General features: G+C 69.8%; 22 protein-coding genes. 13 read left to right on the top strand and 9 right to left on the bottom strand.

What is annotated here, in order from left to right; all coding sequences use genetic code 11:
- The first annotated feature begins 31 nt into the window (after positions 1-31).
- The 3 genes from SHK19_RS00280 (at position 32) to SHK19_RS00270 (ending at position 3,679) form a co-directional block, all read left to right on the top strand.
- The gene (locus tag SHK19_RS00280; protein ID WP_322454186.1) at positions 32-625 is read left to right on the top strand and encodes a TetR/AcrR family transcriptional regulator; all 594 of its coding nucleotides are present in this window, start codon (positions 32-34) and stop codon (positions 623-625) included.
- Positions 626-636: 11 nt separating this feature from the next.
- Positions 637-2,937 (top strand): MMPL family transporter, encoded by a 2,301-nt coding sequence (locus SHK19_RS00275; RefSeq protein ID WP_322454187.1) that lies wholly within the window; start codon positions 637-639, stop codon positions 2,935-2,937.
- A gap of 136 nt (positions 2,938-3,073) precedes the next feature.
- Positions 3,074-3,679, top strand: a complete 606-nt coding sequence (locus SHK19_RS00270) for a hypothetical protein (RefSeq protein ID WP_322454188.1) — start codon at positions 3,074-3,076, stop codon at positions 3,677-3,679.
- Positions 3,680-3,701: 22 nt separating this feature from the next.
- Here SHK19_RS00270 and SHK19_RS00265 read toward each other — a convergent pair whose 3' ends face one another.
- From SHK19_RS00265 to SHK19_RS00255, 3 genes are read right to left on the bottom strand one after another with little or no spacing between them, the layout of a single operon-like run.
- The gene (locus SHK19_RS00265) at positions 3,702-4,181 is read right to left on the bottom strand and encodes a glutathione peroxidase (protein ID WP_322454189.1); all 480 of its coding nucleotides are present in this window, start codon (positions 4,179-4,181) and stop codon (positions 3,702-3,704) included.
- A gap of 41 nt (positions 4,182-4,222) precedes the next feature.
- Positions 4,223-4,855 carry a nitroreductase family protein gene (locus SHK19_RS00260; RefSeq protein ID WP_322454190.1) on the bottom strand — a complete coding sequence of 211 codons (633 nt, stop codon included), beginning with the start codon at positions 4,853-4,855 and terminating at the stop codon, positions 4,223-4,225.
- Between the two features lie 31 nt (positions 4,856-4,886).
- Positions 4,887-5,483, bottom strand: coding sequence for a TetR/AcrR family transcriptional regulator (locus SHK19_RS00255; RefSeq protein ID WP_322454191.1), 597 nt, complete (start codon positions 5,481-5,483; stop codon positions 4,887-4,889).
- 79 nt (positions 5,484-5,562) lie between these two features.
- Here SHK19_RS00255 and SHK19_RS00250 point away from each other — a divergent pair, with 79 nt between their 5' ends.
- Positions 5,563-6,114, top strand: a complete 552-nt coding sequence (locus SHK19_RS00250) for a DUF2834 domain-containing protein (protein ID WP_322454192.1) — start codon at positions 5,563-5,565, stop codon at positions 6,112-6,114.
- Here the strand turns inward: SHK19_RS00250 and SHK19_RS00245 are convergent.
- A complete protein-coding gene (locus tag SHK19_RS00245) occupies positions 6,054-6,473 on the bottom strand; it encodes a VOC family protein (RefSeq protein ID WP_322454193.1) in 420 nt (139 codons plus the stop codon). The genes SHK19_RS00250 and SHK19_RS00245 overlap by 61 nt on opposite strands.
- A gap of 237 nt (positions 6,474-6,710) precedes the next feature.
- Here SHK19_RS00245 and SHK19_RS00240 point away from each other — a divergent pair, with 237 nt between their 5' ends.
- Positions 6,711-7,355 (top strand): hypothetical protein, encoded by a 645-nt coding sequence (locus tag SHK19_RS00240; RefSeq protein ID WP_322454194.1) that lies wholly within the window; start codon positions 6,711-6,713, stop codon positions 7,353-7,355.
- A gap of 39 nt (positions 7,356-7,394) precedes the next feature.
- Here SHK19_RS00240 and SHK19_RS00235 read toward each other — a convergent pair whose 3' ends face one another.
- Positions 7,395-8,138, bottom strand: coding sequence for a nucleoside deaminase (locus tag SHK19_RS00235; RefSeq protein WP_322454195.1), 744 nt, complete (start codon positions 8,136-8,138; stop codon positions 7,395-7,397).
- A 78-nt stretch (positions 8,139-8,216) separates the two neighbouring features.
- Here SHK19_RS00235 and SHK19_RS00230 point away from each other — a divergent pair, with 78 nt between their 5' ends.
- The 5 genes from SHK19_RS00230 to SHK19_RS00210 all read left to right on the top strand — a co-directional run bounded on the left by SHK19_RS00230 (position 8,217) and on the right by SHK19_RS00210 (position 12,816).
- On the top strand, positions 8,217-8,900 hold the full coding sequence (locus tag SHK19_RS00230; RefSeq protein ID WP_322454196.1) for a DUF4386 family protein: 684 nt from the start codon (positions 8,217-8,219) through the stop codon (positions 8,898-8,900).
- Positions 8,901-8,929: 29 nt separating this feature from the next.
- Positions 8,930-9,532, top strand: coding sequence for a hypothetical protein (locus SHK19_RS00225; protein ID WP_322937517.1), 603 nt, complete (start codon positions 8,930-8,932; stop codon positions 9,530-9,532).
- Between the two features lie 113 nt (positions 9,533-9,645).
- Positions 9,646-10,476 carry an alpha/beta fold hydrolase gene (locus tag SHK19_RS00220; protein WP_322937516.1) on the top strand — a complete coding sequence of 277 codons (831 nt, stop codon included), beginning with the start codon at positions 9,646-9,648 and terminating at the stop codon, positions 10,474-10,476.
- Entirely contained in the window at positions 10,469-11,998 is a 1,530-nt protein-coding gene (locus tag SHK19_RS00215) for an FAD-dependent oxidoreductase (RefSeq protein WP_322937515.1), read from the top strand. The genes SHK19_RS00220 and SHK19_RS00215 overlap by 8 nt, the downstream gene beginning before the upstream one ends.
- Before the next feature lie 98 nt (positions 11,999-12,096).
- On the top strand, positions 12,097-12,816 hold the full coding sequence (locus SHK19_RS00210; protein ID WP_405030446.1) for an SAM-dependent methyltransferase: 720 nt from the start codon (positions 12,097-12,099) through the stop codon (positions 12,814-12,816).
- A gap of 60 nt (positions 12,817-12,876) precedes the next feature.
- Here SHK19_RS00210 and SHK19_RS00205 read toward each other — a convergent pair whose 3' ends face one another.
- Entirely contained in the window at positions 12,877-13,350 is a 474-nt protein-coding gene (locus tag SHK19_RS00205) for a cupin domain-containing protein (RefSeq protein ID WP_322454201.1), read from the bottom strand.
- Positions 13,351-13,445: 95 nt separating this feature from the next.
- On the opposite strand from SHK19_RS00205, the gene SHK19_RS00200 reads away from it, so the two are divergent.
- Entirely contained in the window at positions 13,446-13,862 is a 417-nt protein-coding gene (locus SHK19_RS00200) for a MarR family winged helix-turn-helix transcriptional regulator (protein ID WP_322937514.1), read from the top strand.
- A gap of 4 nt (positions 13,863-13,866) precedes the next feature.
- On the opposite strand, the gene SHK19_RS00195 is transcribed toward SHK19_RS00200, so the two are convergent.
- Positions 13,867-14,514 carry a TetR/AcrR family transcriptional regulator gene (locus SHK19_RS00195; RefSeq protein ID WP_322937513.1) on the bottom strand — a complete coding sequence of 216 codons (648 nt, stop codon included), beginning with the start codon at positions 14,512-14,514 and terminating at the stop codon, positions 13,867-13,869.
- A gap of 135 nt (positions 14,515-14,649) precedes the next feature.
- Here SHK19_RS00195 and SHK19_RS00190 point away from each other — a divergent pair, with 135 nt between their 5' ends.
- Positions 14,650-15,894 (top strand): DUF418 domain-containing protein, encoded by a 1,245-nt coding sequence (locus SHK19_RS00190; protein WP_322937512.1) that lies wholly within the window; start codon positions 14,650-14,652, stop codon positions 15,892-15,894.
- Between the two features lie 39 nt (positions 15,895-15,933).
- Here SHK19_RS00190 and SHK19_RS00185 read toward each other — a convergent pair whose 3' ends face one another.
- Complete coding sequence (locus tag SHK19_RS00185; RefSeq protein ID WP_322937511.1) at positions 15,934-16,260, bottom strand: hypothetical protein; 327 nt, start codon at positions 16,258-16,260, stop codon at positions 15,934-15,936.
- 12 nt (positions 16,261-16,272) lie between these two features.
- Positions 16,273-16,464, bottom strand: a complete 192-nt coding sequence (locus tag SHK19_RS00180) for a hypothetical protein (RefSeq protein WP_322937510.1) — start codon at positions 16,462-16,464, stop codon at positions 16,273-16,275.
- Positions 16,465-16,610: 146 nt separating this feature from the next.
- Here SHK19_RS00180 and SHK19_RS00175 point away from each other — a divergent pair, with 146 nt between their 5' ends.
- Positions 16,611-20,834 carry an nSTAND1 domain-containing NTPase gene (locus tag SHK19_RS00175; RefSeq protein ID WP_322937509.1) on the top strand — a complete coding sequence of 1,408 codons (4,224 nt, stop codon included), beginning with the start codon at positions 16,611-16,613 and terminating at the stop codon, positions 20,832-20,834.
- The last annotated feature ends 5 nt before the right edge of the window (positions 20,835-20,839 follow it).

The raw sequence follows: 20,839 nt of genomic DNA, 5'->3' as shown, positions 1-20,839 counted from the left end.
TCTCTGACCTCGGAGTGCAAGGATTGTCTCTATGTCCGAGTCCGCCGCCACCAAGTGGGAAGCGCGCCGGGTCGAGACGACCCGGCGGCTCGAGTGGTGCGCCCTGGAGCTCACCCGCGACAAGGGCCTGGACGGCTGGACCATGGACGACCTGGCGGCCGCGGCCGGGGTGTCGCGCCGCACTGTCTTCAACTACTTCGACGGCAAGGCCGACGTCGTGCTCGGTCCTGACCACGAGCTCCCCGACGAGACCGTGGCGGTGTTCGTCGCGGGCGGCCCGACCGGCCGCCTCTTCGACGATCTCGTGCACATCGCGGGCGAGGCCTTGCAGGAGAAGGGCACCGACCTCGAGCTCGTCCACCTGCGCCGCAACGTGATGCGCCGCGACCCGCGGGTGATCGCGATCGCCCACGAGCGGTTCGAGGCCAGGACCGAGATGGCGATCGACCTGATCCTCCAACGCGAGGGCGAGGAGTACGGCGCGACGCGCGCCCGGCTGCTCGTCCAGCTGCTGATCACGATCGTCGACTCCGTGCTCGACCGGTCGGAGCCCGACCTCAACCGCCCGCTGCCCGACCTGATCACCGACGCCGTGCGCGACGCGCGCGCCGTCCTCATCGACTGACGGAGACCCCCATGGCCCGCATGCTCTACCGCCTCGGCACGACCGCCTTCCGGCGGTGGCCGCTCTTCATCGCCGGGTGGCTCGTCTTCGCCGTCGTGCTCGGGAGCGTCGCCGCGGCGTTCTCCAAGCCGATGTCGGACGAGTTCACCATCCCCGGCATCCCGTCGGAGGCGGCCGCCGACCTCCAGCAGGAGCTGTTCCCCGAGGCCGGTGACGCGTTCGACGACGCCACCGTCAACGTCGTCGTCGCCGCGCCCGACGGGCACACCCTGGACGAGCCGTCGTACCAGGCACGGATCGCCGACCTGATCGCCGCGATCCCCTCGCTCCCGCAGATGAGCGACGATGTCGCCGACAACCCCGGCCTGGTCGACCCGAACGTCGCCGCGGCCGACGCGCCGCCGGCGTTCAGCCCGCTCTCCGAGGACGGCCGGATCGGCGTCCTCTCCTTCGAGTGGGACGTCGAGTCCCCCAGCGACATCGAGCCGACGACGATCGAGGCGGCCGAGGAGCTCTTCGCCGAGCACTCCGATCAAGGGGCGGAGGGGTTCGTGGTCGAGGCCAACGGCCCCGGCATGCAGTCGATGTCGCCGCCGGGCGGCGCCGCCGAGCTGATCGGCATCGGCATCGCGCTCGTCGTCCTCCTGCTGACGTTCGGCTCCGCGATCGCCGCGGGCATGCCGATCCTCACCGCGATCTTCGGCGTCGGCCTCGGCATGACCGGCATCACCGCGATGACCGCGATCACCGACATCGGCACCAGCACGCCCATGCTCGCCACGATGATCGGCCTCGCGGTCGGCATCGACTACACGCTCTTCATCCTGGCCCGCTACCGCAGCGAGCTGCGCCACACCGACGACCGCAGGCATGCCGCCGGCATCGCCGTCGGCACTGCGGGCTCGGCGGTCGTCTTCGCCGGCCTGACGGTGCTGATCGCCCTCTCGGCGCTGGCGATCGTGCGGATCCCGTTCCTGACCGCGATGGGCCTGGCGGCGGCCGCGACGGTGCTGATCGCGGTCCTGGTCGCGCTCACCCTGCTCCCGGCGATCCTCGGGATGCTGAAGTCGTGGACGTTCCGCGGGCGGATCCGCCGCGAGCGGGTCAAGCGCGACGAGCAGGGCCTGGTCATCAACAACGGCGTGCGCTGGGGCCGGCTCGTGGGCCGGGCGCCGATCGCGTTCGTGGCCGTCATCGTCATCGGCCTCGGCGCGCTGGCGATCCCGATCGGCCAGATGTACCTCGCCTTCCCGACCGACGGCACCGCCCCGAGCGACACCACCCGGCGCCAGGCGTCGGACCTGATGACCGAGGCGTTCGGCCCCGGTCGTGAGGGCCCGCTGCTGGTCGTCGTCGACGGGCGTGACATCGCCGACGACGCCGGCCGCCAGGCGGCCTACGAGGACGTCGCCGCGTGGGCCGCCGGCCAGGACGACGTCGCGGACGCGACCCTGGTGGCGACCAACCAGGCCGGCACCGGCGCAATGATCCAGGTCACGCCGGAGTCCGGGCCCGACGACCCCGCCACCCTCGACCTGCTCGACGCGCTGCGCGACGGCCAGGCCGACATCGAGGAGGAGACCGGCACGACGACCGGCGTCACCGGCCTCACCGCGATCACGACCGACGTCTCGGACCGGCTCACCGGAGCACTGCCGATCTACCTGACGGTGGTCGTCGGCCTGGCGTTCATCCTGCTGATGCTGGTCTTCCGCTCGATCCTGGTGCCGCTCACCGCGACCCTGGGCTTCCTGCTCTCCGTGCTGGCCACCCTCGGGGCCACGGTCGCCGTCTTCCAGGAGGGCGCCCTCGGCATCTTCGAGGGCCAGCCGATCGTCAGCTTCATGCCGATCTTCCTGATCGGCATGGTGTTCGGCCTGGCGATGGACTACCAGGTGTTCCTGGTGACCCGGATGCGCGAGGCGCACGTGCACGGGCTCTCGACCCGCGAGGCGGTCGTCGACGGCTTCCGCAACAGTGCACGGGTGGTCGTCGCCGCCGCCACGATCATGATCGCCGTCTTCGCGGGGTTCATGCTCGAGGAGGACGCCGTGGTCAAGTCGATGGGCTTCGCGCTGGCCGCGTCGATCCTGTTCGACGCCTTCATCGTCCGGATGGCGCTGATCCCGGCGGTGCTGTACCTGCTCGGCGAGAAGGCCTGGTGGCTGCCGGCGTGGCTGGACCGGATCCTGCCGAACGTCGACGTCGAGGGCACCTCGCTCGAGCGCGACTCCCTCCCTCTCCTACCGGCGTCGGAGGACGACGACCTCGACGACGACCTCGGCAAGAAGCTCGCTCCGGCCGGGGTCTGACGCCCCTGAGCCCGCACCTGCGCCTGTTTCGTCCGGTGATCGTTTGCCCCGGACGATTGTGGGCACCGCCCGCCGGAGGGAGCGGCGAACTCCGCCGTTCTGTGGAGGGAGCAAGAAGATGTTTGATCAACTACGCATGCGCCTGGCCCTGCTGATGGCAGCAGTGGTCGCCGCGGCGCTGCTGGCGCCCGGGAGCGCGCCGGCCCAGGCACGATCGGCGGCGGACACCGCCGTGTCGACCCAGCAGTCGATCGCTCAACGACCGGTCCTCGGATCGGAATTCGGTGACGCCCGGTCGTGGGTGTACGGAACCTACGGAAGGTCCGGCACCGTCCGCGGGTGGTTCACCCCGCGCCGGTTCGAGAACCGGGCCGGCAAGCTGGTCGCGATCGGCCGGCTGCACGCGGTTCTGAGGAACGGCGACGGTGAGCTCCGCGGCGAGGAGAACCGACGGATCGCCATCCCGGTCAAGCGGATCGAGGGTGACCGGGTCGGTGCTCGCCAGCTACCATCCAGCTGCCAGATCCTCAACCTGGTCCTCGGGCCGCTCGACCTCAACCTGCTGGGGCTGGAGGTCCACCTCAACCGGATCGTCCTCAACATCGTGGCCACGCCAGGCCCGGGCAACCTGCTCGGCAACCTGCTCTGCGCCATCGCCGGGCTGCTGGACAACGTGGGGGTTCTCCGCCAGATCAGGCAGATCCTGAACGCGATCCTCGCCATCCTGAGGCTGCCAGCCTGAGCCTCTCGTCAGGCGCCGGACGTCAAGCGAGAGCTGCCTCGATGTCGGGGCGGATCTTGCCGGGCTTGGTGGTCGACCCGTAGCGGTTGACCACCAAGCCGTCCCGGCCGATCAGGAACTTGGTGAAGTTCCACTTGATCGCACCGCCGAAGAGGCCGCTCTGCTCGCTCTTGAGCCACTGGTAGAGCGGGTGGGCGTCGTCGCCGTTGACCTCGATCTTGGCGAACATCGGAAAGGTGACGCCGTACTCGCTCTCGCAGAAGGCCGCGATCTCGGCTTCGTCACCGGGCTCCTGGTGGCCGAACTGGTCGCACGGGAACCCGAGCACCGCGAAGCCCTGGTCGGCATAGCTGTCGTGGAGCCGCTGGAGCCCGGCGTACTGCGGGGTGAACCCGCACTGCGAGGCGGTGTTCACCACCAGCACGACCGAGCCTTCGTACGACGCGAGGTCGATCGCGGCCCCGTTGATGTCGGCCGCCTTGAAGTCGTGGAACGTCGTCATCGGGCAAGTGTTGCAGGTTGATCCCGAGATCCTGGCGGCGGTCAGGGCTGGTTGAGAGCGCCCTCCCACGGCACCTCCCACGCGTCGCCGTACGCGATCTCGGCGAGCGGCTTGCGGGCGCGCACCCGGTGCTCCCGCTCGCGGTCTCGCTCGGGGACGCCGGCGGGGTTGCCGCGGACGCCGACCGCGATGCCGGCGAGGATCCGCCACCACGGCGGCACCCCGAGGGCGGCGGCGACCGGGTCCTTGTCGAAGGCGCGGAACTGGTGCACCCACAGGCCCATCGAGTGCGCCTGGAGGCTGAGGTGGGCAGCTGCCTGGCCGACGCAGTAGATGTTGATCGGGACGTCGACCGGCTTGTCGTCGGCCGCCTTGTCGGGCGCGTCCTCGACCTGGGTCGCGGAGAGGAAGACCACCGACGCCCGCGGCACCCAGCCCGAGTTCCCGCGGCTCAGGTGCGGCACCAGCGCCTGGTGCGGCGTGCTGCCGCGCTCGCACACCACGAACCGCCACGGCTGCAGGTTGCCGCTGCTCGGAGCCCACTGGGCGGCGTGGAGGAGCGTGACGATGGCGGCGGTCGGCAGCCGGTGCTCCGCGTCGAAGATGCTCGGGCTCCACCGCGAGCGCAACGGCTCGACGAGGGACTCGGCGCCGGGCATCGGTGCGTGGGACATGCCGCTCAGTATCCCGGCTCAGCTGAATCGGCTAGTGGATCGGCAGTCCTCGATCGATCCAGGTGAGGGCGGTGCGGCAGGTCACGGCGAGGTCGTCCAGGGAGCGTTCCTCCCGGTGCATCCACACCTCCATGCCGGCGAAGACAGCAGCCGCGACGCAGCGCGCGGTCACCGTGATCTCGAGTGCCTCGCCCTCCGGGTCCCCGCTGCGGCGGGCCAGGTGGTCGCGGATCGCGTGCGCGAAGTCGGCCTGCACCTCCCGCATGTGTCGGACGATCCGGCCGGGGTCGAGCTCGTTGGCACGCATGTTCGCGATCTGCGTGACCGCCTCCGCGTCGTACGGGAACGCGAAGACCGCGACCAGGACCGACTCCACGATCGGCTCGCCGGCGGGTCGGTCGGCGAGGGCGTGCCGGAACCACTGGAGTCCTGCGTCGTAGTCGGCGAACAGCAGGTCGTGCTTGGAGTTGAAGTGCCGGTAGAACGTGCGGAGCGACACGCCGGCGTCCGCGGCGATCTGCTCGGCCGATGTGTCCTCGACCCCCTGCGCCAGGAACCGCACCATGGCGGCGCGCCGCAGTGCCTCCCGAGTGCGCTCACTGCGCGCGGTCTGCGGCAGGCTGGCCATGATTCGCATCGTAGGGGTTATCAGATCTGATGTTCTGTCACAGTTGACAGAACTCCTGCGAAGGCACGAACCTCGGCCCATGGTGTCCCTCGTCGTCCACGCGGTGCTCGGCATCGCGGTCGTGGCCTGGCTCGTCCGGTCCAACCCGGCGATCTACCGCAGGCCGTCGTCCGGCCCGATGTTCTCCACTCTCGAGGTCGTCTACCTGGTCGTCGGGGTGGTCTCGATCGGACTGGGCTGGTACTTCAACGTCACGTTCGTCCTCGACTACGGGCCCGACCGGCTCTTCTTCAACCCGCTCTGGGGCGACGGCAGCTGGGCTCAGTACCTGGAGCTCATGTTCGACAACCCTGCCGCGGGGTCGGCGGGCGCCGATTTCACCGTGGCCAACGTGGTCTTGCTGCCGCTGGCGACGATCATCGACGGTCGGCGGCGCGGCATCGCCCGGCCGTGGCTGTTCTTCGTCGCCACCCTGTTCACGAGCTTCTCGTTCGGGTGGGCGTTCTACCTCGCCACCGTCGAGCGTCAGCGCCGGCTATCGCTCGGCCAGCCGCAGGATCCGGACGTCGGCTACGCCGCCCCGCCGCCGATGTTGACCAGCCAGCCGACGCCGAACCGGTCGGTCAGCTGACCGAACTCGTCGCCCCACACCTGTTGCTCCAGCGGCACGGTCACGGTGGCGCCCTCGGCGAGCGCCTCCCAGTAGCCACGGATGGCCTCGGCGTCGTCGCCGTCACCGGAGAGACTGATGGTGATCTGCGAGCCGGGCGTGAACTCCATGCCCTGCGGGGTGTCGGCCGCCATCAGCGTGAACCCACCGGCGGTGGTGAGCATGCTGTGCATGACGAGGTCGGCGCCCTCGGCGTACTTCTCGCCGTACTCACCGAACGTGTTGACGGTGAGCTCGCCGCCGAAGACCGACTGGTAGAACTCCATCGCGTCGCGCGCGTTGTCCTTGAAGCTGATGTAGGGGTTGAGCAGCGATCCCATGGGTCCTCCGACGTGGCATGGCCGGCTCTCGGCCGACGGGAACCAACCTAGGGCGCTCCGCCGACGACGGGAACCGTGAAGAGCCGACTACGTAGTGACGCCCCCTCGGCGGCGACTGAATTACGTACCGCGGGTCGTTGGCTGCGTGCTGCTCGCGGATGTAGGGGTGTCGTCCGGTGGACAGAGTTGAGGTCAACCAACCAAACCTGCTTCACCCACCGAAAGGCACCATCCGTCATGAACATCAAGAACAAGCTCAACTACTCCAACGTCGCCTCCTCCGTGGCCCTCGTCATCGCCGTCAGCGGCGTGGGCGGGGTGGCCTACGCCGCCGGTGTCGCGAAGAACTCCGTCGGCTCGCCGCAGATCAAGAACAGCCAGGTCAAGACCATCGACCTCGGCGAAGCGTCCGTGACCGGCAAGAAGGTCAAGGCCGGCTCGCTCGGCCAGAGCGACCTCAACAAGGCCGCGAAGCAGGCGTTCACCGCCGGCCCCAAGGCGTACTTCGACGACCTGAACTTCCACAACATCACCTCCGGGAACCCGGACAAGACCATCTTCGAGTTCGAGGTCCCGGCCGGGAACTACCTGGTGTCGGCGTCCGCCAACGTCACCAACACCGGCGGCGACGTCAACGACTTCACCTGCGCGCTCTCGCAGCCGATCGGCGCCGAGCTCACCCGCACCATCGCCACCTCGGAGGTCCGGGTCGCCTCGGGCGGCGGCGAGCTCGGGACGATCAGCCTCGACGGCATCGCGATCAACACGCAGACGCCCATCGAGCTCTCGATGACCTGCGACGGCGCGCAGGCGCCGTACTCCGCGCAGGTCCTCGACCCGCGGATCGTCGCGGTCAAGGTCGGCGCCACGGTCGAGAAGTAGGACCACCCGCAGGACCGCAACGCGAAGCTCCCGACCAGGTCAGCCTGGTCGGGAGCTTCGCTGTGCGTGCAGCCGGTGGTGCAGCTCGCGGATCTCCTCCTCGAGCTCCGGCGCCGGCCCGTCGACCGGCACGGCGGGCGCGACCGCCGACACCGGCAGCGGGGCCACCGGGGACGGCGGCGCGCCCCAGCCGGACCGCCACTCCGTGAGCTGCGCGGAGGATGCGGCGTACACGATCCGGCCCAGCCCCATCCAGCCGTGCGCCGCCGAGCACATCGGGCAGTGCTCACCGGAGGTGTAGACCGTGGCCGACGCGCGCTCCTCGGGCGTCAGGTGGCTCGCCGACCAGCGGGCGATCTCGAACTCCGGGTGCCGGGTCTCGTCGCCACCCTTGACCCGGTTGCGGTCCTCGAACCGGACGGTGCCAGCCGCGTCGACGAGCAGCGACCCGAACGGCTCGTCGCCGTCCTCCAGGCCCTCACGGGCCAGCTCCAAGCACCGACGCAGGTGGGTCAGATCGGTCTCCGAGAGGCTCATGCCGTGAGTTTGGCACCGCCGTCGGTGCCGGTGCCACCACGAACCCTCGACGTAGGTCGCGCGCACCGCCTCTGGGTCGTCGCACTGCTCGAGCCCGCACAGATCCGGGCCTAGTACGCAGACGCCGGCGCTGTAGCCGGCATACACGATCGCGTCCTGGTGCAGCAGCTTCGTGAAGGCGTCGTCCGCGCCGCTCTGGGCCAAGGCGTGTCGCAGCACGAACGCCGCGGTATGACGAGTTCGCATTTAAATTGACAGTCCGTTCGGTGAATGTTTACAGTTGAGTTCACTCCACATGTTGTCCATTCAAAAGGAACCTTCACAATGTCTGTCACCACCGTCAACAGCAACGTGCTCGGCGTGACCTCGGAGCGTCGCGCCGGATGGCGCCGTGTCCTGGCCGTCGCGGCGCCGCTGCCCTGGCTGCTCCTCGCGGCCTCCAACGCCGTCACCCCCGACGACCTCGGCGGCTCCTACGCCACCCAGTACGACGCCTTCGCCGACCACCCGGCCGCCGCCGGTGCCGCCGTCGCATTCGCGATCCTCTGCGCCATCACCCTGGTGCCGTCCGCGATTGCGATGTACGTCGCGCTCCGTTCGGTCGCCGGTCGGGCGGCCACGCTGATCGGTGGCCTCTGGATCGTCGGCGCGTGCTGCGGCGCCGCCGCGGCGTCCATGCAGCTGATCACCTACGTCGCTACCCAGAACGAGATCGACCGGGCGAGCGTCATCGCGCTCAACGAGGCGATCGAGTCCTCGTCGGTCTACCTGGTGATCCTGCCGTTCGCGTTGTCCATCATGCTCGGCCGCATCCTGCTCGGGGTCGTCCTCTGGCGGACCCGTATGGCTCCCCGCTGGATGGCCGTGGCGATCGTCGCCGCCGTCCCGGTCGAGTGGGTCCTGGGTGCCGCCATCGGCAACGCCGGCCCCGCCCTGGCCTACGTCCTCACAGCCGTCGGCTTCGCCAGCGCCTCCGTCGCGCTGACCCGCCGGTCGCACACCGCATGACCCACCCGACTCAAAGAGAGAGATCATCAATGACCCGCACGCCCAACAAAGGTTCAATCGTCGCGACGATCCTCGCCGGAGCCGCCCTGACCGTCGCCGTCATCGGCGGTGGCGCGGCCGTGGCCGGCGGCCACGCCAGGGACTCCATCGCCTCGCGGCACATCAAGGACGGCGCCGTCCGCAGCGTCGATATCGCCAACAACGCGGTCACCGGCGCCAAGGTCGACGAGGACACGCTCGACACGGTCCAGCTCGCCGAGGCCGCCAAGGTCGCCGACAGCGCCCTCGAGGCCGGAACCGCCGACGCGGCGCACCGGGTGTTGGGGATGAGTCGGGCGATGATGCGAGCCGACGGGTCCCTCATCGACCAGGAGGGCGGCAGCATCATCGACTCCGAGCAGACCGAGACGCCCGGGCGCTACCTCGTCACGTTCGTCGGTCCGCACCTGGGTTGCCTGGTGATCCCGTCCGTGACCCACAGCGGCACCGAGCCGGTGGCCGGATCCGCGTCCGTGTGGCGGAAGGGGCCTGTCCAAGAGACGTTCGGAAGGTTCGTCGTCGTGGAGACCCACGCCCCTGACGGCGATGGTGTCCCGGACCCGCTGCCGTTCGGGCTACTGATCGTCTGCTGAACCTGCTCCTGCCGAGAGAGCGCCCCGGCCCCCATCAGGTCGGGGCGCTCTCCTGGTCGGCCGAGCAGCGTGCATCCATTTTCACTCAACAACTTGTCCGTTAGAGGTTCGTCATGCCCGTACGCCCCACCACCAGGAAGCTCTTCGTCCGCGACACGACTCTCGCCGCAGACATTCGCGGCGAGGGCAGCCCCCTGCTGCTCATTCACGGCGGCGGCGAGGACGCCACGATGCTGGCCGCACAGGCAGAGAGCCTGGCAGCAGCCGGCTACCAGGTGACGGCCTACGACCGGCGCGGTACCGGCCGGTCGGGGCGCGATTCCTGGCCCGGCGGTGGCGCTGCCCAGCACGCCGACGACGCGAGGGCGCTCATCGAGGCGGTCGGCCTGGACTCTCCCACGGTTGTCGGTGTCAGTTCCGGCGCCGTCATTGCACTGGCCCTCGCGGCCAGGCACCCGCGCGCGGTGGGCCGGGTGGTCGCCTGGGAGCCGCCCGCCCTGGGCGTCGTGCCCGGCGGCGGTCTGGCCCAACGGGTGCTGATGGTGCCCTCTCGCCGGCACCTCCGCCGCCACCCCAGCGACTACGTGGGTGCCCAGGCCGTCCTGCTGAAGTTCATCCTCGGCCGACCGGTCACGGTCGACGACCCCGCACTCGCCGCCACCCGGGCGAACGCCGAGGCGATGATCCGCGACGAGCCGGGCATCCCGACGTACCGGCTCCGCCGCCGCGACCTCGCGGGCGTCGACATCACTGTCGGGCTCGGGTCGGAGACCATCCCGCCGATCCGGATCGCGGCCCGGCGGATCACCTCGTGGACGGGCAGACCTCCGGTGCGGGGCACCGGCGAGCACGAGGTCTACCTGTCGGACCCGTCGGTCCTGACCGGGATCGTCGAGAGGGGTCGGCCTCGTGACCGAACTGAAAGGGACCACAACGATGACTGACATCGCGAACGAGTCGCATCACGACGTCGTGGTCGTCGGCGCCGGCCCCGCTGGTCTCGTCGCCGCGGTCCAGCTGGCTAGGTGCGGACTCGACGTGCTGGTCCTCGAAAGGCGCGGCGACGTCTCGAACTCTCCCCGTGCCGTTGGTGTGAGCCTGCGGCAGATGGAGGTGTTCCGGGGATGGGGACTGGAGGACGAGCTGCGAGCGGGCTCGCCCGACGTCGACCTGGCGCTCCTCGAGACGACGACGGTCGCCGACGCGGGTGATGGAACGCGGGTCGCGATCAACCTTCCCGACGCTGCGCAGAGTGCGGTTGTGAGCCCGACCTCCTCGGCACGAGTTCCGCAGGACCACCTCGAGCGCGTCCTCGCCGGCCACCTCGGGAGGTTGCCGTCCGCCGGCCTGATCCGTCAGGCCGAGGTCGTCGATCTCGAGCAGGACGGCGCCGGTGCCCGTCTCGACGTGCGGTTCGGCGGAAGTGCCGAGACCCGCCGGGTCAGCGCGGCGTATGTCGTCGCCGCGGACGGCGCCCGGAGCTCCATTCGCAGCCGGCTCGGCGTTGCTCTGCTCGGTCCGGGCCGGGTGATGGCTGGGGTCAGCGCGGAGTTCCACGCTCCCCTGTGGCCGCTGCTGGCCGAGCACCGATACGCGCTGTACGGGATCAAGAGCACGGAGGGCGCGGGCGTCCTCATCCCGGCGGGTCCCGATGATCGTTGGCAGTTCGGTGTGGTCCTCGGGCCCGACGACGACGCTGCGCGGGTCGCGGATCGTGCGGCGATGGAGCGACGGATCCGCGCCGCCACGGGCGCTCCGCGCATGCCGCTGGACATCGGCCGGACGAGCATCTTCGAAGCCGGTGCACAAGTCGCCGATCGATTCTCGGTCGGACGCGTCTTTCTCGCAGGCGACGCCGCACACCGGGTCACCCCGCGGGGCGGGAACGGGTTGGCGATGGCCGTCCGCGACGGTCTGGCGATCGGTTGGCGGCTTGCGTGGGTGCTGCGCGGCTGGGCGGCACCGGCGTTCCTCCAGACCTACGAGCAGGAGATGCGTCCGCTCGCCGCGGTGGACGTGGCCCGCGCCGCGGACCCCCAGGGAGGCTGCCACGCGGTCGTCACCGAGATGCTCCAGGACCTGGGTGGACGCCTGCCGCATGCCTGGGTGGGTCCAGGCGCTACCGGTTCGGCGCCGGTATCGACACTCGACCTCATCGGCGACGGATTGACCTTGCTGACCGCGCCGGACTCGCCTCAATGGCACTCGGCCGCCACGGCGCACCATCACGACGTCCCGGTCGAAGCTGTCGCGCTGCCGCGAGCAGTGGCGTACGCCCTCGGACTCATCGTCCCGGGCTCGGCAATGTTGGTACGTCCGGACGCCGTGCCGATCACGCGCTGGTGGCGGGTGGGTGACCACCCGCGCGGCGTGACCGAGCTCGACCGCGCCATGAGCGACCTGATCGGCCCGGGCCTCACCGCTGTCGGGCCGAGGGCCCTCCGCCCGGCAGAGGTCGTCCGATGAGCGACCACCTCCTACGCACTGATCGCTTTCCGCGCGCGTCGGCCTACCACCCGGACTGGCTCCGCTCGAGCGTCAGCGGCGGAGCACATTCCCTGTGGATGACCGAGTGGCTCGCTGAGCTCCTCGACCTGCAGCCAGGGATGCGCGTGCTCGACCTCGGTTGCGGCCGCGGCGCCTCCTCGGTCTTCCTCCACCGGGAGTACGGCGTCCAGGTGTGGTCGACCGACCTCTGGTTCGGTGTCGACGAGCGCGCCGCCCGGATCCGGGACGCGGGGGTCGAGGACGCCGTGTTCCCGATCCACGCCGATGCGCGCTCACTTCCCTTCGCGCGCGACTTCTTCGACGCAGTGGTCAGCGTCGATGCCTACGTCTACTTCGGTACCGATGACCTCTACCTGTCCTACCTGACGCGCCTCGTCCGACCAGGAGGGCAGCTCGGCATCGTCGGGGCCGGGCTGGTGCAGGAACTCGATGCCGGACCGCCGGAGCACCTGCGCCACTGGTGGGAGCCGAGCCTGGCCTGTCTCCACTCCGCCGACTGGTGGCGTCGCCACTGGGCGCGCAGCGGAGTCGTCGACGTCGAGCATGCCGACACCCTCCAGGACGGCTGGCGCCTCTGGCTGCAGTGGCAGTACGCGGTGGCTCCGAGCAACGAACCCGAGATCCGCGCGCTGGAAATGGATCAGGGCCGCTACCTCGGTTACGTCCGTGCCGTCGCCCGGAGGCGCGAGGCGACCCTCGACGACCCCATCACCTCGATCCCGGTCGAGTACATCACCCACCCGTTGCTCACCGACGGCGCCGACGCGCGCGCCTGACGCACTGCGACCGACCCGCGGCCGGAGCACGCACCTGGCGGTGCCAAGGGGCGCGCTCGCTCAGGTCATCTCGGGGATGGGGCCGAGCATCGTGATGCCGTTCTGCATCGCGACCCTCAAGACGTCGTCCATGGCCGGAGCTCCGTCCACGGTCATAGCGCCGACCTCGCGCACGAACGACTCCATGGGACGACCCGGGGTGTGGACGACGTGCGCGACGGCGACACGGTCGCCCTCGTTGCGCACGGTGTGCGGAATGCCACCTCGAAGCGGGACCACGTCTCCGGCCGCAGCATGGATCCGCCGGACGTCCTCGCCTTCGCCGACATAGATCGAGAAGACCCCCTCTCTCACGAAGTAGATCTCGCTCGGCTCGTGGCTGTGCATGACGGGTGGGCCGCCGCCGGGCTGCATGCGGATCTCTACGGCGAACAGGTCGTCGTTCGTGTCCGCGCAGGAGGCGAGGATCACGGTCTCGTCCGGCCCGAGCATGATCGTCTCGGCTGTGGCAATATCGACAGGTAGCTTGTCCATATGACAAAGATAGACAGGAGCCTTGTCTAATGTCAAGAACGCTTCCCAGCCGACCCCCGAACACCGCCGTCCTGCTTCGCGAGGCGTTCGTCGTCGTGAATGACGTGGTGCTCGCACGGCTCGCCGATGCAGGCCACGCGGCCGTACGCACCCCCCACGGGGCTGTCTTCCAATTCCTCGACAAGGAGGGTTCCACCGTCAGTGTCCTGGCAGCACGGGCTGGTGTCACCAAGCAAGCGATGGCCGACCTCGTCGCTCACCTGGAGCAGCACGAGTACGTCACGCGGATCCCCGACCCGTCCGACCGACGGGCCAAGCTCGTACTGGCCACGCCGGCTGGCCGTGAGGTGATGGCTCTCGCGCGGGCAACCGTCCCAGAAATAGAGCGGCGCATCGCCGAGCTGATCGGCGAGCGACGTCTTCGTCAGCTTCGCGAGGACCTCGCACTGATCATCGAAGGTTCGTGGACAGGCGCGGGCGAGAGCCCCCTTCATGCTGACGGCGATCGCTGAGGACTCAGGACTTTGATCGCGGCGGGCGAGACCTGCTCGGTCGGCACACCGACCGCTCCGCCATGTTCACCAAAGTGTTGATCGCCCGGTCGAGGGACATCCGGCGCCCGGTCACCAACAGGTCGAGCGCTTCGAAGCTGGTCAGCACCCAAAGCGCGTCGAACGCCTGCTCCTTGCTGACGTCCTCGCGCAGCACACCACCGTCGGCGAGGTGCTCTGCGAGCTTCTTCATCCCGGCCTTGCGATCCTCCTCCATGTGCCGCACCGCCCCGCCGGCCGACTCCGGGTCCAGCCGGTCCATCGCATGCAGCACCCGGTAGATCGCGATCTCCTGACCCTTCATCCTGCTGGCGGCAGCGATACCCCGGCGAAGGTGCTCCCGGGCGTCGCCGCTCTTGACCGCCTCGCCCAGATCCTCCAGACCGGTGCGGTCCCACAGGTCGGCGACGAAAGCGTCGAAGAGCCCCGCCCGCGATCCGAAGTCGGCGTAGATCGTCGACCTGGAGACGTTCGCCAGCTTGGCGACCTTCTCGAGACTCGGCTGTTCGGTCGGGGCCTCCCGCAGTCTCTGGCCCACCGCCTCCAGGATCCGTCGCCGGGTCTCCGCGGCCGCCTCCGCGCGGAGCACCTGCTCGTACTTCCTCGTCGCCATGCGCACAGCATGTCACATTCCGCCTGACAGATAGTCCAATCAATGCCGTTTATTGACTTGACGGTGCGTTTGACCAAATGACACGATCCAAGGACTATTGATCAGACATACTGTCTCTTCAACTGAAGGATTACGATGACCCACGCCCCGGCCCCAGCACGTCCCGACCGCGCCCTCTCCGCGCCCGATCCGCTCGATCGGGTGAGCCGGATCCCCGCGGTCGACGTGCTGCGAGGACTCGCGCTCGGCGGCATCGTCGTGGTCAACGTCCTGCTCTTCAAGGCGTCGCCGTCCTTCGAGCACCTCGCAGCGACCGCGATCGACGGCACTGTCGACCGGGTCGCCGCAGTCCTCGTCAAGGTGCTCGCCGAAGGCAAGTTCATCGGCCTGTTCTCGCTGCTCTTCGGCTTCGGGGTCGCCACCCAGGTCGGCCGTTGGCAAGCCCAGGGACTCCCCTGGCGTCGTCTGTACGCACGCCGGATGGCCGCGCTGGGCGTCATCGGCGCGGCGCACCTCTTCCTCGTCTGGTACGGCGACATCCTCACGACCTACGCGGTCGTCAGCGTGGTGTTGGCGCTGTTCGTCAACCGCACGGCCCGCACCCAGCTGCGCTGGGCCCTCGGCATCCTCGGCACACTCTCGGCCATCGGCCTCGGTGGTCTGGCCCTGCTCGCGATCCGCTGGCTGACCGGCTCCTCGGCACTCGCTGCCGCTGAGCGCTCCGCGGGGGACTCCGACGCGGCCGAGGTGCCCAGACTCGACGAGATCTATCGCAACGGCGGCTACCTCGAGCTCGTCCAGGAGCGGCTCACCAAGCCAGGCGGCCTGATCTTCGGGCTCACCTTCTCGCTTGTCGTGCTCGCGATGATGCTGCTCGGGATGTACGTCGCCCGCGCCGGCCTCCTCGCCGACGTCGCGGCCCACCGAGCCAGATTCGTCGCCACCGCGCGCATCGGGATCGGCGTCGGCCTGCCGCTCAACATCCTCGTTGTCATCGTCCAGAGCACGGGCGGGCTGTTCACCGTCCTGGCCGCCCAGATCCTCCTGATGGCACTCGCCGCTCCTCTGCTGGCGTTGGGCCTCGGCGCCGCCGTCGTGCTCCTGAGCGAGCGCCGGACGCTTCGTGCGCTGTCCGCCGCCGGCCGCTTGGCACTGACCAACTATCTGCTGCAGTCGCTGGTCCTGACCTTCGTCATGTACTCATACGGCCTCGGGCTGTACGGCGAGCTCGGTGTTGCTGTGGGTGTCGCCATCGCGTTAGCGCTCTATCTCACCCAGCTGGTCGCGGCCGTGTGGTGGGACAGTCGGGTGGGCGCGGGTCCGGTCGAGCTGATCTGGCGACGAGCCACCTACGGATGGCGCCGCTCCAGCGCCAGCTGAGGAGACTCACGACGCAGGTCACCGACGACGCCGCGGATTTCAGGGCTGGGAGTCGAGGCCCGGGCGGAGGGTGCCGGTCCACTGCTGCCGGTTCGGGGTACCCCGGCCGCAGCGGGGCTGGGTCTGGTCGAGGGCGATGTTCCAGTGCGCCCGGGTCAGGAAGCACGGGCGGTCCGCGTCCGGATCCACCGTGGCGGACCAGTGGTCGGGGCCGGGCGGGACGTCTCGGGTCTCCCCGGGCAGAGCGACACCAGTGGAGGGCAGGACCAGAATTGCGGCGATGGCGGCGGCCCCCACCGCGCCGACCGCGGCCGGGGGCCACCACCAGCGCGGTGAGTCCGCGTCGAGTGAGTAGTTGTTGTTCATGACGTGGGCGGGTCAGCCGAGGCCGTTGTCGCGGAAGTCGAGGCGGGCGGGGTTGTCGTCGTGCCACGTGTCGGTGCTGCGGTCTCGCTCTGGACCGTCGATGTCGGCGGGGACGGCGGTGCTGTCGGCTCCGCAGGCGGCGGTCAGGGTGAGGACGACGGCTGCCAGGGCGACGGCCCATCGGGTCTGGTGTCTGGTGTTCATCTCGATTGCTCCGGTTTCTGGATTCGCGAGCCGGGTGGCCCGACCTATCCAGTGCGCTCTCTGGCGGTACTCATCGGGCTTACGCGCGGTATCGATCGGGTATTCGTGCCATTGACGCGCCCCCACGGCGGGAGGACTGTGGCGATGTGGGGATCGCTGTCCTCGGTCCGCTCACCGTCGACGGCTCGGGACGTCTCGGCCCCCGCGACCGCGTCGTGCTCCAGGCCCTGGCCATCCGGCTGGGGCAGCCGGTGAGCGCCGACGAGCTGATCGACGCCGTCTGGCGCGACCACCCGCCGGCCTCGGCCGCGAAGAACCTCCAGTCGTGCGTGGTCCGACTCCGCAAGGCCCTGGGGGCCCAGGCAATCGAGACGACCGCGGACGGATACCGCCTCATCGTGCCCGCTGACGAGATCGACGCCCGCCGGTTCGAGTCGCAGGTCGCCCGCGCACGCCACCTGCTGGAGCTCGGCGAGACCGACCGGGTCGCGTTCCTGCTCGAGCAGGCCCTCGATCTCTGGCGGGGGGCGGCGTTCGTGGACCTCGCGGAGTGGTCCCCGGCTCGCGGTGAGGCCGGACGCCTGGAGGAGCTGCGCCAGGACGCCGAGGAGCTGCTGCTCGATGCCCAGCTACGACGCGGCCGCGCCCCCGAGGCCCTGCCCCGGGCGCACGAGATGGTGCGGTCGGCCCCGTTGCGGGAACGCCGCTGGGAGCTGCTCGCGCTGGCGCAGTACCGCTCCGGCGCGCAGGGCGAGGCACTGCGAACCATCCGGCGCCTCCGGGCGGTGCTGGCCCGCGAGCTCGGGATCGACCCGTCCCCCGAGGTGGTGGCCCTCGAACAGTCGATCCTGCTGCAGGATCCCGCGCTCGTCGTCCCCGACCCCTCCCCGGTCACGGACCGCTGTCCGTGGCAGGGCCTGATGGCGTACGACGTCGACGACGCCGAGCGGTTCTTCGGGCGGGACGCCGACGTCACGGCCTGCCTCGCCATCCTGGGAAGGACCTCGTTCGTTGCGCTGGTCGGGCCCTCCGGATCCGGCAAGTCCTCGATCATGCGCGCCGGGGTGCTCGCGGCGCTGCGCAGTCGTGGTCACCGGGTCGTCCTGATCACTCCGGGGTCCCGTCCGACGCAGGCGCTCTCGGCGCTCCCGGAGAACGCCCCACCGGGCACCGTGCTGGCCGTCGACCAGGCGGAGGAGGTCTTCGCCCTGTGTGAGGACCTGGGGGAGCGTCGAGCGTTCCTCCAGCGCCTGGCCGACGAGGCGCGGCGGCGGCCGGTGCTGGTGACCATGCGGGGCGACCGCCTGAGCCAGGTGACCGAGCACGCAGGCTTCAGCCGGCTGGTCGAGCAGGGCCTGCATCTGGTGGGTGCCCTGGACGAGGCCGGCCTGCGCGATGCCGTCGAGCGTCCCGCTCACCAGGCCGGGCTGGTCATCGAGCCGGGCCTGGTGGAGCTGCTGGTCCGGGAGGTCCGCGACGACCCGGGTGCCCTCCCGTTGCTCTCCCACGCCCTGCTCGAGACCTGGCAGCGACGTGAGGGCAGCACGCTCACCGTCGATGGCTACCACGCCTCCGGCGGCATCCGTGGTGCCGTCGCCCAGTCGGCCGAACAGCTCTACGGGCAGATCGAGCCCGACCAGCGCCGCCAGCTGCGCGACCTGATGCTGCGGCTGGTCTCCCCGGGCGTCGGTGGGGAACCGGTGCGTGCCCAGGTCCCGCGCCGCCTGATCGCCTCGGACGTCCAGCATGAGCAGCTGATCGAGAGGCTCGTCGACGCGCGGCTGGTGACCAGCGACCAGGGGGTCCTCGAGATCACCCACGAAGCCCTCGCCCGCGCCTGGCCGCGGCTGCGCGGCTGGCTCGACGACGACGTCGAGGGCCAACGGATTCGCCACCACTTGAGCGCCGCGGCCGACGCCTGGGACAGCCTCGGACGCCCGGACAGCGAGCTCTACCGCGGGGTCCGACTGACTCGCGCGCTGGACTGGCAGTCCCGCACGGAGACCGCACTCACCGAGAGCGAGCGCGCATTCCTCTCCGCCGCCCAGGCGGCCTCCGACGCCGAGGAGCGCAGCGCGGCCGAGCGAGCACGTGCGCAGGCCCGGCTGATCCGACGGCTCCGGATCGTGCTGGGCGGCGCCGTCGTACTTCTCGTCCTCGCGCTGGTCGCCGGGATCCTGGCTGCCATCCAGTCCGACCGAGCGAACGAGAACGCCGCACAGGCCGAACAGTTGGCCGTCTCCGCGGACGCACGGCGGATCGGAGCCCGGGCCCAGCTCGCCGACGACATCAGCCTGTCGCTGCTGCTCGCGGCCGCGGGTGCTCGCCTGGACAACTCCCCGGAAACTCGGGTGAACCTGGTGACCGCACTGGCGAAGCGTCCCACGTTGGTCCGGTCGGCGCCGCCCGGAGGCGGCTACCTGGAGGGGTTCGATGTCAGTCGCGACGGCCGCTGGATCGCCTCCTCCGACGATCAGAACCGGATGCACCTCTACGACGCCGCCACCAACCGGCTGCTGCGCAGCTACGACGCGGGCCGGCCTGCCGAGGACGGGCAGGCGTTCCTGTACGCGGCGTTCAGCCCCGACAGCAGGCGGCTCGCCGTCATCATCACGGCCGGGGAATCCACGGAGCCGGTGCGCCTGCTGGACCCGAACACGATGGAGCCGACGACGGAACTCGACTTCCCCGGCGACAACCCGGTGTCGGGCGTCGACGTCCAGTTCAGTCGCGACAACCACTACCTGGCCGCCACCATGCACACATCGTCGGTGGGGGAGGACGGTGATACTCACAGCTACGCCCTGGTCTGGGACCTCCGCTCTCCAACCAGCCCACCCGAGCGGGTATGGACCGGCGTCGACGTCCAATGGATGGCTCTCAGCCCGAACGGCCAGACCCTGTACACCAACTGGCCGCTGACGGCGTACGACGTGGCGTCGGGCGACCGACTCTGGCGCCGCGAAGACCTGACCGCATGGGTCACGTTGGACGTGAACGCGGCGGGAACTCTGCTTGCTCTCGAGGACTTCACCCGCAAGGACGGGTTCCTGGTGGACGCGGCCAGCGGCGAGACGGTCCACAGGCTGCGTGGACACCGCGCCCAGGTCTTCGACATGCGGTTCTCAGGTGATGGCTCGCTCGTGGGATCGGTCTCCCAAGACGGCGACCTCATCGTCTGGGACACCGCCACCGGCCGGCCGCTGGAACGGTGGGACACCTTCGATCCGTGGGGCGTCGGCTTCAGCCCGGACAACGACCTCGTATACGGCGGCGGCGGCGACTCGATGCTGCGCACCTGGGACCGGTCTATGGAGGACACCTACCTACAGCAGACCACCCAGGTCGGAGACAGTGAGCTGTTCGCGCAGGCCGACATCTCCCCGGACGGGCAGCAGATGGCCTATCGCTGGCTCGACGACCAAGACACCGGATGGGTCAGATTCGTCGACACCCGGACCGGCGAGGCGACGCCCGCCACCCGCCTTCCCGTGAATGAAAGCCCGTGGGTCCTCGGCACGTGGCATCCCCAGGGCGGGCAATACGCCGCGTACTGCGAGGCGGAGCAGTGCGCGAAGGGCGTCGTCAGTGTCCTCGACTCCGTGACGGGTAAACCCCTCCGGAGACCTCGGGACATTGTCGACGGAGACGCCAGTATCTGGACACTGGCGTATGTTGACGGGGGTCGCAGCCTGCTTGTGGGTGATACGGACGGCCGGACCCTGATCGTTGACGCCGAGACCCTGCGCCCTCGCGGCGAGCGCTTCAACATCCCCACCCACGCCGTTACCCCGATCGGTGACGGCAGCACCGTTATGGTCTACGAGGCCGCCGGCGACGGCTTGAGCGCGCACTGGCGAGTCATCGACCTCAGCACCGGTGCGGTCCAGTCCGAGGGAGACATGGACCTGGCTCCCTACGCCTCGGTTGCCTCTCCGGACGGCTCGACGGTGGCGGTGGCCAGTAGCACGGGCGAAATCGTCACCATCGACGTCGCATCTGGGGAGCAACGGCGATCCACCGGTCTCGGTGCTGCGGTGTTCTGGCTCAACTACTCAGATGATGGAGAAATGCTGGTCTCCGGCGCGGAAGACGGCGGGGTCAGCCTGTGGGATTCCACGACACTGGAGCTGCTGGGCACCGTGTACCCACCCCGCCGCGGGGATGCCGTCCCGGCAGCTGCGCAGTTCATCGGCGACAGCCACGACGTGGCCATCGCGTCGTACGACGGGCGCGTCTACACCTGGGAGACCGACCTCGACCGTGCTCTCGTCTTCGCGTGCCAGATGGCCGGGCGGGACCTGACCGAGGAGGAGTGGGAAGAGGTCCTGCCCGCCCAGCCCTACCAGTCCGTCTGCCCGGACGAGTGAGAGTA

The organism is Nocardioides bizhenqiangii (assembly GCF_034661235.1).
Classification (GTDB): Bacteria; Actinomycetota; Actinomycetes; order Propionibacteriales; family Nocardioidaceae; genus Nocardioides; species Nocardioides bizhenqiangii.
This window is presented reverse-complemented; position numbering and strand designations above follow the sequence as displayed.